Consider the following 13,621-nt stretch of genomic DNA (forward strand, 5'->3'; position numbering starts at 1 on the left):
TTCGGGTAACCGCCACAGAGGGGGAAGTGCCGATGACGACGCTGGCCGAGGTTCTCGCCTCGTTCGATCCGAACGCGCAGTTCGCCATCCCCGAGGGATGGACCCAGGGGCGCACGGCCTATGGAGGCCTGACCGCGGCGCTGGCCGTTGCGGCGGCCCAGCAGACCGACGGGGATGCCCTTCCTCCGCTGCGTGCGGCGCAGTTCGCGTTCACCGCCCCGGCGACCGAGAAGCTGTCCGTTCAGGCCCAGCGGCTGCGGGAGGGCCGGTCGGTGACCAGTGTCGCGGTGGAATCGCTCAGCGGGAATACGGTTGCGGCGCAATCGACCCTGATCTTCTCTGCCGGACGGGAGAGTTCGGTGCGGCACAGCATGATCACGCGGCCTGATGTTCCGGCGCCGGAGGATTGTCTGAGTCTGGATGCTCCGTCAACGCTGCAGCCGTCTTCGCTGCCAACTTCGAACGCCGGATGGCCGCCGGTGCCATCCCGGTCACCAATGCCGAAGTCCCCGAGCTGATCTGGTGGGTACGTCACCGTGACGCCCGCGGCGTGGACCCGTCGGTGGCGTTGATCGCCCTCGGCGACAGTCTCCCGCCCGCGGCGATGACCGCCTTCTCGGACTGGGCGCCGGTCAGCACGGTGATGTGGTCGGTCGACGTGTGCGCCAACACCATTGACGACGCCACCGGATGGTTCCTGTTGCGATCGTCGAGTGTCGTCGCCGAGGCCGGATATTCGTATCAGACGATGGAGGTGTGGGACGCCGGCGGCCGGTTGGTCATGACCGGTACCCAGACCGTCGCGATATTCACCTGAACTGCCGGTTCAGCGAGTGACACCCAATCGTCGATGAGGTCGGGCAGCGTGTCGATGCCTGCGGTCAGTGCCGTCTGGAAGGCTCGGGGGACCACGGGGTCGGCCCATCTTGCCGAAGAGTCCGCCGAGCCCGCTTCCGCTCTCGATTCGGTAAGTGTAATGAGTGCCCTCGGCGGTCTCTGAGAGATCAGGTCGCCTACGCAGCGAGGCCGGTCAGGCGCACGTCCCGCTGGGCAGCTTCGTCAGGTTCTTGTTCAACCATGCGGCGACCTTGTCGAGGACGGCGGTGCCCGCCTCGAAGGTTTCCCCGGGCGTGTAGGTGCCCATGGTGACGGCGGTCTGCCGGCCATCCGCGTGGGTGATCAGCCCGAGTTGGCGAACCTCGTACCCGCCCTCGTCGCCTGGGCCCCAACCACCTTTCACCGCAGTGGCTTTGGGTGCCGGCATCACCTCGACCCCCCACTGTTGGTTGCCGGCGACCTGACCCATCAGCGACACCACGAAATCGTCGCCGGACTCACAGGGCAGGTGCGAGGCGAAGGTGGCCGCAGACGCCAGCGGCCATACGGTGAGGCCGAAGGTTTCGTCGGGTTCGGTGATACGCACGAGTTGTGTTGTCTCGTCACCGAGATCGCGGAAGACCTTGGTCAGTGCCACGCGCGCCTGATCGGGGGTTCCGAGCGACCGGCGCAGCGTCAGGGCTCCCTCGTTGTCGGAGTTGATGATCGTCGTCCGCACGGTGGCGCGAGTGCTCGCGCTGTTCGACTTGCGCAGTGCGGCGATCGACAGCGGCACCTTGATCGTCGACCACGCGACGCGCGGGGTCTGGTCACCGAAGGAGATGACCGGTCCACCGCCGACCGGGGCAAGTGCCACACCGACATTCGACGGGATGTCGAGGCGATCGAAACTCGCCCGTAGGTTTGCGGGAGCCGATGCCGAAATCGATTGTTGGGCCGTGGTTGCCGAGGATGCCGGCGACAGGGCCGAGGATTCCGCGACCGCCGTCGGTGGGGTCGGATCCTCGGCGTTGTCCGAACACCCCGTCAGCGTCGCAACGGCGATGGACGTGACGAGCGAGGCGATGACGGCGCGGCGGAAGACCAGTGGTCGCGCGGAAAAGGGCACTCGGGTTCCCGTCAGTAGACGTAGACAACGGCCTGATTGCCGCCGCGGCACGCGATGATTCCGGCGTAGGGATCACACGACATCACGTAGTACTTGCGTTGTTGCGGTGCCCATCCGTTGACCACCCGAGACTCTCCCAGGGGACCGCCGGCGACATAGGCGTCACGCACGTTGATCGCGAACTCACATCCGGTCCACTGGGGATAGCCGGTGCCGACGCCGGTGGCGCCCGGACACGGCTGATTGTCCGGGGGTGGCGCGGCCGGAACGTAGCTTGGGGTGGTGGGAGCCACGGTCGTCGGAGCGGCCGCCGTCGGCTGGGTCGCCGCGGTGGTGTCGGTGGTGACGGCCGCCGAGGACACGTCGTCGTCGTTGCCGCCGAGTTGATCGACGACCAGCCAGCCACCGACACCGGCGAGTGCGCCGACCAGCAGGACGACCACTGCCGCCAAGATCATGTTGGTCCGCCGCGATCCGCCCGAACTCGGCGCGGGAGCCGGCGGGTAGCCGGGATATCCGTAGGGAACCGGGCCGGACACGTTGGGCCCGACCGGTTGTGGTCCCGACGGGTGTGGTCCCGACGGGTGCGGCCCGGACGGATACGGACCTCCGACCTGGGGGCCGGAAACATTTGCGGTTCCCTGCGGGCCGGGATGCTGTTGCATGTATCCCGCGCCGGCGACCATCGTCCGGTCCGCGGTGGGCGTCTGCGGATTCGAGATGACGGTCGGGGAGTCCGGGGGCGGTGGCGGTGGTGGCGGGGCGATCGGGGACGGCGCGGCAAGCGTCGCCGGGGCACCGCCCGGCGACTTCGTGAGCGACGTCTGCGCGGCCGCCGCTACCGGTGGCGCCTCACCGGCCAGCGCCTTGCGCGCTGCGGCGGCCAATTCCAGGGCCGATGGGCATCGGCCGGCAGGATCGCGATGCAGACCCCACGCCACCACGGCGTCCATCTCGGGTGTCACATTCGGATTCGCCGCGCTGGGCGAGGGCGTCTCGTCGAACAGGATGCCGCGCATCACCGTCGAGATCGACTCGCCGGGGTACGGCTGACGGCCGGTGAGCATCTCGAAGAGCACCACGGTCAGCGAGTACACGTCCGAGGCGGCCGTCACCGGAGTGGCCTCGAACTGCTCGGGCGACATGTAGGCGACCGACCCGACGGCGGTGCCGGTTTTGGTGAGATGGGTGTCGTTGTCGGCGTGGGCCACGCCGAAGTCGACGAGGTAGGCGAAGTTGGCGCCGGTGACGAGGATGTTCTCGGGTTTGACGTCGCGGTGCACCAGGCCCGCGGCATGCGCGGCGTCGAGAGCCGCGGCGACCTGTTCGATGAGGCCGACCGCGTCGACCGGCGACAGTGTTCCCCGCTCACGCAGGATCGCCCGCAGGTCGCGACCGTTCACCAGCCGCATGTCGAGAAACAGGGTCGAATCGATCTCGCCGAAGTCGTGAATGGGGATGACGTGCGGTTCGTCGAGGCGCGCCAGGGTCTGGCATTCACGCCGGAATCGTTCCTGGAACGACGGATCCTGCGCGTACTGCATCGTCAGCAGTTTCAAGGCGACGTCGCGTTGCCTGGTGGTGTCGTAGGCGCGGTAGACCTCACCCATCCCACCCCGGCCCAGCAGGGAATCGAGCCGGTAGGGACCAAAGGTCTCACCCACTCGATCGTTCGTGCTCTCGGACATCACTCACCCCTCCTGTGCGGCACATGACATCCTAGGTCGAAGAATGGTCGCGGGTTCACTCGAACCCGCGAGATTCATCGGATCGGTTGACCGGACTCTCGGGTCGAGAACGGTTCAGCGGCCCAGGAAACCGCCGAGCATGCCGCCGACGCCGGCCTGACCGCCCTCGCCGGTGCCGCCGATCATGCCGCCCGGTGGCAATTCCGACGGTTGCACCACCACGAAGCCCTGGCCGCTGAACGCAAGGGTGAGTCGTTCGCCGGTGCTGCGGCCCATCAGGGTGCCGAGGTTGAAGGAGTCGTTGGTCTTGATCGACGTCCGCAGACTCGACGACCAGGCGACCGCCGCATTCGGGTCGGCGTAGGTGGCGGCGTCGACGTTGAGTACGACCGGCGTGCCGTCGGTGGTGATGGCGATCCGGCCGCGGCCGGTGAAGACACAGTTGAACATGCCGGCGTTGCCCAACGCGCCCGCGCCCTGCACCCGGGCGATGTCGTAGGTCAGGGTCGAGTCGAAGGCGAGGACGTTCGCACCATTGATGGTGAGGCCGTCGGTGCCGTCGAGATCGATGAGATGGATGTCGGAGGCGGCATTGGCGAGGAACAGATCACCACGGCCGCTGACCTTCATCAGGGGCACGCCCTCACCGGAGAGGGCTTGGCGCATCATGCGGCCGAAGCCGCCGGAGCCGAGGGCCTCGAACTTCAGGTCGCCCTGATAGGCGACCATCGACCCGGCCCGGGCCATCACCTCACCGGACAGGCCGATGCGGCACATCTTGCTGCCCTGCTTCTGGATGCCCTGCCCGGAGACCTCGGCGTGGTTGGGGTTGAACAGATCGCTGTGCATGGCGGCTCCCTGCGGTTGCGGCTGGGGTCGGGGTGATGGCGGAGGTGGTGGGGCGGCCGCCGTCGCGGATGACGGGTTCGGCTGCGTCGGCGGCCACGGTTGCGGGTCGCTGACGCGTGGTGGCTGCGTCGTCGGAGTTGGGTCATCGTCGACGGAGATCCCGAAAGCCGTTGCCAATCCGGCCAATCCGGCGTCGTATCCCTGCCCGACGGCGCGAACCTTCCACTGTTCGCCGCGGCGGTAGATCTCAAGGCAGACCACCGCGGCCTCACTCGTCAGGCCGTCGGGTCGAAAGGTCAGTTCCTCACCGCCGCCCATCGGGGTGACGGTGGCGTCGATGCGTCCGGCCGTCGCGAAGCTCGTCGGACCGGTGCCGTCGAGGCTCGCGGCGATCGCGACGGTCTCGATGTCGGAAGGGATGCGCGCGGTGTCGACGGTGATGACGTCCACGCCGCGCTCGGAGCGGTAGGTGATGCCGGCGCCGGACGGCTGGTTGTAGAAGATGAGGTCGGCGTCGGTGCGCACGCGCCCGGCGGAGGTCAGCAGTACCGCGGAGGTGTTCACCGGCGACGCAGACCGCACCGACACCGTCACCGACGGTGTGGGCAGGGCGGTGTTCTCGCCGGGGGAGAGTTGTCTCATCGGCACATCACGCCGTCCATTGTGCCCGGGGGACGGATATGTCCGTGGCGGAGTCATCGGACCCCGCCACGGACACCGTCAGGTCCGGGGTCGGCGACGTTGAGCCGCGCGTCGTTCCATCCGATTGCGGCCGTCGTGGGTGGAGACGGTCCGCGGGCCGACGACGCGACCGGTGGTGGTCGGCGGGATCCCGATGATCGTCTGGGATTGCTGTGAGAGCGAGTACCCGACCTCCCAGGGGTAGGTTCCGAGATCATCGGGCCAGACCACTTGCAGGGCAGGAGCATTCGGGAAGAGCTCGTTACTCATGCACAGGTCGGACTTGTCGATGATCTCGATGAGCATCACCGGTACGTCGAGAGCGTTGAGGGGGATCGGTGCCCTCGCGTCGACGATCTTCGCCCAGTCGTAGGTGTGCAGAAGGTTGCCGAGTTCGTTGAGGACGCGACCGGCGGTGCCCATGTCGAGTCCGTAGACGGCCAGTTCCGGGATGTCGTGCATGACGAGCCCGGAGGTGTAGGCGAACGGGCAGTCTGGCTGGTCGGAGCCGTCGCATCCCTCGACCATGCAGTGCTCGCCGACAGCGGTCACCGCCCAGCCGTGAATGCGGATCCGTTCGATGATCGACCGCACGATCGGGTTCGGATGCCAGCGGGGTAGTCCGGGGACGGCGTGGATTGGATCGGCCATGTCACACTCCTGATGTTCGACGGGTGTGGTCAGTAGAGCAGGAGGGTCTGACATTCTCGTTCGGGGGAGATGTCCGCCGGGTGAGTGAACCCTCGGAGGTGCGCGCCGCCCGGGATGCGCGGTGATCGGGTTTGACTAAGCTCGCCAGAGAAGATCATCACCTCGTGCGTGGTGGCGATATGTTGGAACTCGAGGGTGATGTTCGCGTTTTCGGAGTATGACGCCGCCGACCTGCGTGATGACACCTGGGTGGACCTGTTCCCGTGGCTGGATGGGTACGAATCCGCGGACGCGGTGTGCCTCGAGGAACTCGTCCCCGACGTTTCGGACTGGTGGATCGCCGACTCGCCACGTGACACCGCCACTGACGTATCGCTCGAGGAACTCGTCGCCGGCCTGGCGCGTCTGGCCGTCCGCCGACATCGAAACATCACCTTCGATGAGCTCGCACCGCGCCTCGATCCGACCATCCCCGTCGCCGGTCTGCGCCTGGATCCGCGGGCCGAGACCGTCGTGCGACGCCTGGCGGACCGTGCGTCGGTCCCGACACTGATGGCGGTGAGTGTGGAGTCGTTGTTCACGTTGAAAGGGACGAGCCCCGACACCGTGCAGGAGGTCGCCGCAGGCGTTCTCGGCGCATCCATCCTGCTGTCACCCGAGGCCGGGGTACTGCCCGACGAGGATGCCGACAGTCCGGTGGCCGTGCAACTCGTCGAGGACCTCCGTTTGCTGGCGCGGTGGCGTGGTCTACGGGGCGGCCTTGGTCTACCTCTCATCGCCGTCGACATCGAGGACGACGCACCCGAGCAGGTGCAGGACGTCGCGACCCGGATCGCGGCGATCACGGGCAAAGACTTCACCGGGACGGTGGAGTCGAATCCGGTCGACGAACTCGAGAATTTGATCGAACAGCTCGATGAACGGGAGACGCTGGCACTCACCGAGTTCGTGATGGCTGCCGAACCGATCAGCATGGGGCAGCTCAGCGTGCGGTTGCACGTGAGCAAGCCCCGCGCCGGTGGGATCGTCGCCAAACTCAAGCAGGATCTCGCTGCCGCGTGTGAGTTCGAGACCACCGCGGGCGGATTGCTCGCGAGTATCCGCGCCGAGATCCGACCGGTGACGTCGCTGGACCGACTACTCGACATGGCGCCCGTGCTGCGGACCGAGGTGCCGTCGCTGGGTGTGCCGTTGTGGTTGGCCCTCGATCGCCTCGACGACGGATTCGAGGTCATCGGGACCTGGGCGGTGGCCCCGGACCTGCGCTCGGCCAAGGGTCGCACGATCGTCATGCTCGAGCAGTTTGAATCCGATAACGCCGTCGCGCCCATCGAGGTAGCCGCCACGACGCTTCGGCTGTCTACGGACGAGGTCCGAGAGTGGTTGCAGTACTGTGAGATTCCGGTTATCGGCGACAGTGTGCTGTTGTCTACGCGCCGACTTGTCGACCATGCTGCCGGGATCTTGGAGGTACTCGGGCCCACCGATATCGGCCACCTGGTCGATGTGCTGAACACCGATCGCTCCGATCAGTACGTCGAGCGGCACCTCGGCGACGACGAGCGATTCACTTACGTAGTCGGAAAGTGGTGTCTGGCAACTTCTCTCGGGGTGGAGGTGAGATCGACACAACCAGCCGAACATCACGCTGGTACCGAACATCGGTCCACAGAGGGGGATTCGGACGCGCCTGCCGTTGTTGTCCGGCCCACGCGACGACTGTATCGGATCGGTGACACCTGGTGCTTCCGTCTGCGCGTGACTTCTGAGCACCTCCGTGGTTCCGGATTCACGGTACCGGTCGGAGTGGCGCAGTCGTTCGGATGCGCGCAGGGCGCGGTGCGTGAGCTGACCAGTCGGCTCGGCACGCAGACGGTGCGCTGGACCGGAACCAATCCGACATGCGGGACCATCCGCCGGTTCCTGAATGAACTGTCCTCGCAGTCTGGGGATCTGGTGTTCCTCGTCTCCTCGGAAGACGGGGGATTCGACGTCGTGCCCGGTGCCGAGACCGACCCCTCAGACCCGATTCGCGGGGCGCTCGCACTGATCGGCGTGGCCGATCTGCAGAGCATCTCCGATGCCGACGCCGCGCCACTGCTCGCGTCGGCGATCGGACTCGATCCCGATACCAAACCACGCCGCATCCTCAGTCGCTACCAGTCTCGCGACGATGTGGTCGCCACGCTGCTGGAGCAGGCGTGGACGGTGGCCGCACGATGACGACCGAACCCGTCGAGTTCACCGCCACAGAACGAGCATTGGGCCTGCATCACACCGTCGCCACCGCCGTCGCCGATCTGATCGACAACAGCATCGACGCCGGCGCCCGATACGTGTTGGTCCGATTCCTGCAGTCCGGCCGGCGGATCGTCGGTCTACGGATCATCGATGACGGTCGGGGAATGGATGTCCGGACCATCAACGCGGCGATGCGCTATGGGGTACAGCGCAACTACGGTGGTCGCGAGCAGGGGCACTTCGGTGTCGGTCTCAAGGCCGCGTCGCTCAGCCAGGCCGATACCGTGACCGTGTATTCACATGCGGCCGAATCGAATGCGGTCGCCCGTCGGCTGACCGTCGACGATCGCCACGATGCTCCCCGGCTCACGGTGCTGCCGGACATGGATGCTGCAAAGTTGGTGACCGCGACGCGGCCTCGATTTCCGTTCGAGACGGGAACCATCGTCGAATGGCGCGGTATCCGCACCTTCCCGAATACCGCATCCGCGGACGAGCAGGGCGCCTGGCTGGAGACCACGATCGGTGACCTGCAGGATCAGCTGGGACTGGTATTCCATCGGCTGATCGAGGACAGGCTGACCATCACCATCGATGTCCTCGACGAAGCCGTCGGGCGTGCCGGCGTCCCGCGCACGGTGCGAGCGATCGACCCGTTCGGCTACCGCGCGAGTGGCCGACCGGGCTACCCGCGGTCGGTGCCGGTTCTCGGTGATGACGCCGTCCAGACGCACATCTGGCCGGCCCGGAGCTCGGCACCCGAGTACAAACTCGGTGGCCTTCCCGGCCGCGACTCCCAGGGTTTCTTCGTCTATCGCCACGACCGGCTGCTCCAGGCCGGCGGCTGGCTGGGGGTGCTCCGGCCTCGTCCGGACTGGGCTTTGGCGAGGGTGGTGATCGACCTCGATGAGGTTGTGGCCCAGCACATCACCATCAATCCGGAGAAATCCGGCGTGACTCTCGACGCGACTCTGTCATCGGCGCTCCGCGACGCGCTGAGCGACGGCTACCTCGACGATGCGGCTACGACGGCTGTCGCGGCACGGCGGGTGCAGCGCCGCCCGATCAGCGTCGTCGAACCGGGGATCGGCCTGCCGGACGAGGTGGCCGACGAGTTCGCCGACAGCTTCTCGTTCGTGGAGACCGCGGAGCCGGTCGGAATCGGGTGGCGGGTGCTGGCGGCCGATCGGTTCTTCGAGGTCGACCTGGAATCGCGCACCTTGTGGCTGAACGCACGATTCCGCAGGCAACTGGGTGGGCGACGGCGCTCCGCCGACGACGTCCCGGTCCTGCGGACCCTGGTGTATCTCCTCGCCCAGGACATGTTCGACGCTGTGCGGCACAGCGCCAGGCAGGTCGAGCAGATGGATGCCTGGCAACATGTGTTGATCGCGGCACTCGCCGCCGACGAGGGGAGTCCGCAGTGATCGACGTGGTGATCGACGCGCTGGTCCGCGAGTTCACGACCGACCTCGCACCCACCCGATTCCTCGGTGCGGTAGCCGGTCGTGTGATGGATGCCGGCCACGACCCGGCCGCCGTCACCATGGATCAGGCGATCAACGTCATCGTCTCCGAGGAAGCCGCCGCGGTTCAGTCGGCGGTGCGATCGGCGCTGACCCGCTGGGACGCGGAGGAGGCCGCGGCATGGATCGGCGGCACCGCAGCGCACACCCCGCAACGCCGGGCCCTGATCTACACGCTCCTCGGAATTCCCGTCGAGGCCTTCGATCCTTTGACCGAGATCTTCCCGATTGCGGGCGGGCCGACGGTGATCGTCGCTCCGCAACCGTGGGAACCCTGGTATGTTCCGGAACGCCGTGCGGCACATGACTTCTACTGGTCTGCCTATCGTCGGCTCCTGGTCGAGAAGGGGTGGGGGCCGGACACCGTCGATGACCTCGGCGTGGCCACCACTGCTGTGGTGCAGCGCCTGGCCGATCCGACCCGTGAGGAGCCGTATCAGTCCAAGGGACTGGTCGTGGGTTACGTGCAGAGCGGCAAGACGGCCAACTTCACCGGTGTGATCGCCAAGGCCATCGACGCCGGATATCGGCTGATCATCGTGTTGACCGGCACGATCGAATTACTGCGCAGCCAGACTCAGCGTCGGCTCGACATGGAACTCATCGGCATGCAGAACATCGACGAGGTGGAGTACGCGAACGACGAGGACTGGCACGCGGGCACGTTCCTCAATCACGTGCTGGACCCGAATCACTCCAACGAGGCACCCGCGGTCCGGCGACTGACCGGTCGAGTCGACGACTACAAGGCACTCGCGAAGGGAATCGGCACCCTGCACTACGAGTTCGTCGATCACTCGAAGCCGTTGTTCGACCCGGTCAACCTCTATCCGAGCAACGTTCGGGTCGCCGTCGTCAAGAAGAATGCGGCGGTGTTGAAGAAGCTCGTCGCCGACGTCGGGCGTATCCCCACGCCGCTCGAGCAGATCCCGACCCTGATCATCGACGACGAGGCGGACCAGGCGTCGGTGAACACCCAGAACCCCAAGAGCTTTGCCGCCGGACGGATCGAGCGGACCGCGATCAACGAACAGATTTCGTTGCTCCTGGGGCGGCTCGGACGCAGTCAGTACGTCGGCTACACAGCGACGCCGTTCGCGAATGTCTTTGTCGATCCGGATGATTCGGTGAACATCTTCCCGAACGACTTCATCGTCAGCCTCGACCGTCCCAAGCAGTACATGGGAGGTGCCGACTTCCACGACGGCGCTGTTGATCTCGATGACGATCTGAGTGAGACGGTCGAGAAGACCCCGGCCACCTCTAATGAGAAAGCGTTCGTCCGGGATCTGCGCGCCCAATGCGACGAGGACCGTGACGCCGAACGGCTGTGGGCACTCGACTCCTACGTCTTGTCCGGTGCCATCAAGCTGTTCCGCCGCAATCGTGGCGTGGCCGGGAGTTTCCGGCATCACACGATGCTCGTGCACGAATCGGTCAAGCAGTCCGAGCATGAGTCGCTGGCCGCCGACTTCGAAAACCTGTGGAAGAACGCCGGATACAGTCAACCGCACGGGTTGGAGCGTCTGGAGAAGTTGTGGGAGAGCGACTTCCGGGTCGTTTCGGCCGATCGCGCCGACCCGCGGACACCGGCCCCGGCGACCTTCGATGAACTCGAGGTGTTCATCGGAGAGGCGTGCGATCGGATCGGGGCGGGGGTGAGCCCGGTGATCATCGTCAACGGCGCTGCGGACAAGGATTACGTGCAGGAACCGCTGGACTTCCAGGAGCGGGCCGTCTGGAAGATCCTCGTCGGCGGTACCAAGCTGAGTCGTGGTTTCACCGTCGAAGGGCTGACCACCACGTACTACACCCGCCGAACCGCGCAGGCGGACACGCTGATGCAGATGGGACGGTGGTTCGGTTTCCGGCCCGGGTATCGAGATCTGGTGCGGCTGTTCATCGGTCGTGAGGTACCGGGTCCCGGTGGGACGGTCGTCGACATGTATGCGGCGTTCGAGGCCATCGTCGGCGACGAGGAGGAGTTCCGCGACGAACTGCGGCGGTTCAAGGGGCTCAACGAGGCCGGCGAGCCGATGGTCACCCCCCGCGATGTGCCGCCGATGGTGTTCCAGCGTCTTCCGTGGCTCAAACCGACTGCCACCAACAAGATGTACAACGCGGAGTTGAGCTATCGCAGCGTCGGCGGCCAGAGTTTCAGTTTTACGATGCAACCCCCGCGCGGTGACGGAGCGAACAATGCCAACCATTTTCGCGCGGTCCGTCCGCTGCTCGACGCGCTCGACCAGACCGGTTCGTTCTCGTTCATCGACAAGGACCAGACGCCGCGAGTCTTCGATGCGCAGTACGGAATTGTCGACGCCGAGAATGTTCTCGACGTCATCAGTCGGTTCGTGTGGGATGTCAACTGGGACTTCGAACCCCACCGCAAGGCATTCGAGTCGGCGATTGAGCGCGGGGCGTTCGAGGATCTCGCGATCCTGTTGCCGATCCCGAAAACCAAGAAGCCGGTGCTGATCGGCGATTATCCGACCGAACTACCTCTGGTGAACCGCAAACGTGAAGAGGCCGAATATCGCACCGGATTCACCGGTACCGCGGTGCGTGAGCGGGATGCCATCGAGCACATCGCCGGCAATCCCAACAAGACCGTTGGCGGACCGCTCGCCGCGCAACTCCGGAAACCGACCCGCGGAGCGATGATCCTGCTGTTCGCCAGTGATCCGCCGCCTGGGAGTCGCCATCTCCGGGCGCACAAGCGAGGTCGGGCCGACCCGCGGGACGTGGCGACCCTGTTCTCATATGCACTCCCGTATCTGGCCGATCCGGCTCCCAAGGTCGGGTTCACGGTCCGCAAGGTCGGGGCCGGAGCGATAGTTGATGCGTGATCGTAAGACATGCGTGACCGTAAGAAAGGTGAGAGTTTTCCATGGCTAAGGTGATCGCGACGATCAGCTTGAAGGGCGGGGTCGGCAAGACCACCGTCACCGGCGGGTTGGCGGAGTTCATGTCGGCGGAGTTCGGGCAGCGGGTGCTGCTCATCGACCTCGACTCGCAGATCAACCTCACCACCATGATGATCAGCGAGGAACGCTGGTTCGAACTCAACACCAATGGACGAACCCTCGCCTCGCTGTTCTCCGACGCCGTCCACGGCACCCAGTACTTCCGGCTCGACGAGGCCATCGAACGTGGTGTGTCACCGGTGAAGAAGGTGACGACGGTGGATCTGCTCGCATCCTCGCTCGATCTCATCGAGATGCAGGAGGAGTTGAGTGCGCTACGGGTACGGGGTGACGCCTCGGGTGGCGGCACCGGCTTTCTGCGGAAGGCGATCGCTCCGGTGATCGACTTCTATGACTACGTCCTGATCGACTGTCCGCCGAATATCGGTCCGGTAACCCTCAACGGGCTGGCCGCGGCGGACGCCTACATCATCCCGACCATCCCGGATCATCTGTCCACCTACGGTATTCCGCAGATTCAGAACCGTGTCCGCAGGTTCGGTGACGAGATCGGCAGGGACATCTTCGAATTGGGTGTGGTGATCACCAAGTACAAGGCCAATTCCGCGGTGCACCGTTCGACAACCAAACGTCTCCGCCGTGATCCGTCCATACAGCACGTGTTGCCGAGCTACATCAACGAGTCGAATTCCATTGCCGCAGCTGCGGAGTTCACGTCGTACGGGACTCTCAAGGTCAAGTACGGGAACCAGGGCCAGTTCGATCAGTTCCGCAGTCTGGCGACCGATGTCATGACCGAGGCGCAGGAGAAGCTATGAGTAACGACGACACCCGACGTCGGATCGAGTATCAGGCCGTCGGTGGTGCGCTCGCACAGCTCGACACCAAGAATCCGCACGCGGCGCAACTGATCGCCGGCCTCACCCGGGTCATCATCGACGAGGCCGACAAGTCGAGTCGTTTTGCCGCGGCGCTCGTCGGGGTCATCGACGGTGAGTGTCAAGCTGTGGTGAGTCAGTTCCCGATTTTGTTGTGTTATGCGGTGGGTTGGTGGTGCAGGTTGATGGCGACGCGTTGCTGCGGTCGTTTGACTGTGGGTGGTTGGTGGAAACG

10 protein-coding genes and 1 pseudogene are annotated in these 13,621 nt (G+C 65.5%); 7 read left to right on the plus strand and 4 right to left on the minus strand.

All coding sequences use genetic code 11. The features are described from left to right. The first annotated feature begins 32 nt into the window (after positions 1-32). Together ABLE94_RS15380 and ABLE94_RS15385 are read left to right on the plus strand one after the other, a co-directional pair. On the plus strand, positions 33-518 hold the full coding sequence (locus ABLE94_RS15380) for an acyl-CoA thioesterase domain-containing protein (protein WP_348809173.1): 486 nt from the start codon (positions 33-35) through the stop codon (positions 516-518). Beyond that, positions 470-817 (plus strand): hypothetical protein, encoded by a 348-nt coding sequence (locus ABLE94_RS15385; protein ID WP_348809174.1) that lies wholly within the window; start codon positions 470-472, stop codon positions 815-817. Before ABLE94_RS15380 ends, ABLE94_RS15385 begins: the two co-directional genes overlap by 49 nt. Positions 818-1,030: 213 nt before the next feature. On the opposite strand, the gene ABLE94_RS15390 is transcribed toward ABLE94_RS15385, so the two are convergent. The 4 genes from ABLE94_RS15390 to ABLE94_RS15405 all read right to left on the minus strand — a co-directional run bounded on the left by ABLE94_RS15390 (position 1,031) and on the right by ABLE94_RS15405 (position 5,814). Next, positions 1,031-1,945 (minus strand): serine hydrolase, encoded by a 915-nt coding sequence (locus ABLE94_RS15390; protein WP_348809175.1) that lies wholly within the window; start codon positions 1,943-1,945, stop codon positions 1,031-1,033. 11 nt (positions 1,946-1,956) lie between these two features. Then, complete coding sequence (locus ABLE94_RS15395) at positions 1,957-3,633, minus strand: serine/threonine-protein kinase (RefSeq protein WP_348809176.1); 1,677 nt, start codon at positions 3,631-3,633, stop codon at positions 1,957-1,959. Positions 3,634-3,747: 114 nt separating this feature from the next. Then, complete coding sequence (locus tag ABLE94_RS15400) at positions 3,748-5,124, minus strand: AIM24 family protein (protein WP_348809177.1); 1,377 nt, start codon at positions 5,122-5,124, stop codon at positions 3,748-3,750. A 78-nt stretch (positions 5,125-5,202) separates the two neighbouring features. Continuing rightward, entirely contained in the window at positions 5,203-5,814 is a 612-nt protein-coding gene (locus ABLE94_RS15405) for a DUF4262 domain-containing protein (RefSeq protein ID WP_348807592.1), read from the minus strand. A gap of 198 nt (positions 5,815-6,012) precedes the next feature. Here ABLE94_RS15405 and ABLE94_RS15410 point away from each other — a divergent pair, with 198 nt between their 5' ends. The 5 genes and pseudogenes from ABLE94_RS15410 to ABLE94_RS15430 form a co-directional block, all read left to right on the plus strand. Then, positions 6,013-8,037 carry a hypothetical protein gene (locus ABLE94_RS15410; protein WP_348809178.1) on the plus strand — a complete coding sequence of 675 codons (2,025 nt, stop codon included), beginning with the start codon at positions 6,013-6,015 and terminating at the stop codon, positions 8,035-8,037. After that, positions 8,034-9,482, plus strand: a complete 1,449-nt coding sequence (locus tag ABLE94_RS15415; RefSeq protein WP_348809179.1) for an ATP-binding protein — start codon at positions 8,034-8,036, stop codon at positions 9,480-9,482. The genes ABLE94_RS15410 and ABLE94_RS15415 overlap by 4 nt, the downstream gene beginning before the upstream one ends. Further along, positions 9,479-12,430 (plus strand): Z1 domain-containing protein, encoded by a 2,952-nt coding sequence (locus ABLE94_RS15420; protein ID WP_348809180.1) that lies wholly within the window; start codon positions 9,479-9,481, stop codon positions 12,428-12,430. Before ABLE94_RS15415 ends, ABLE94_RS15420 begins: the two co-directional genes overlap by 4 nt. Before the next feature lie 41 nt (positions 12,431-12,471). Then, on the plus strand, positions 12,472-13,326 hold the full coding sequence (locus ABLE94_RS15425; RefSeq protein ID WP_348809181.1) for a ParA family protein: 855 nt from the start codon (positions 12,472-12,474) through the stop codon (positions 13,324-13,326). Continuing rightward, positions 13,323-13,621: pseudogene (locus ABLE94_RS15430) on the plus strand (hypothetical protein); the annotation flags it as partial. The gene ABLE94_RS15425 and the pseudogene ABLE94_RS15430, both read left to right, overlap by 4 nt.

Source organism: Gordonia sp. VNK1, assembly GCF_040049135.1.
Classification (GTDB): Bacteria; Actinomycetota; Actinomycetes; order Mycobacteriales; family Mycobacteriaceae; genus Gordonia; species Gordonia oleivorans.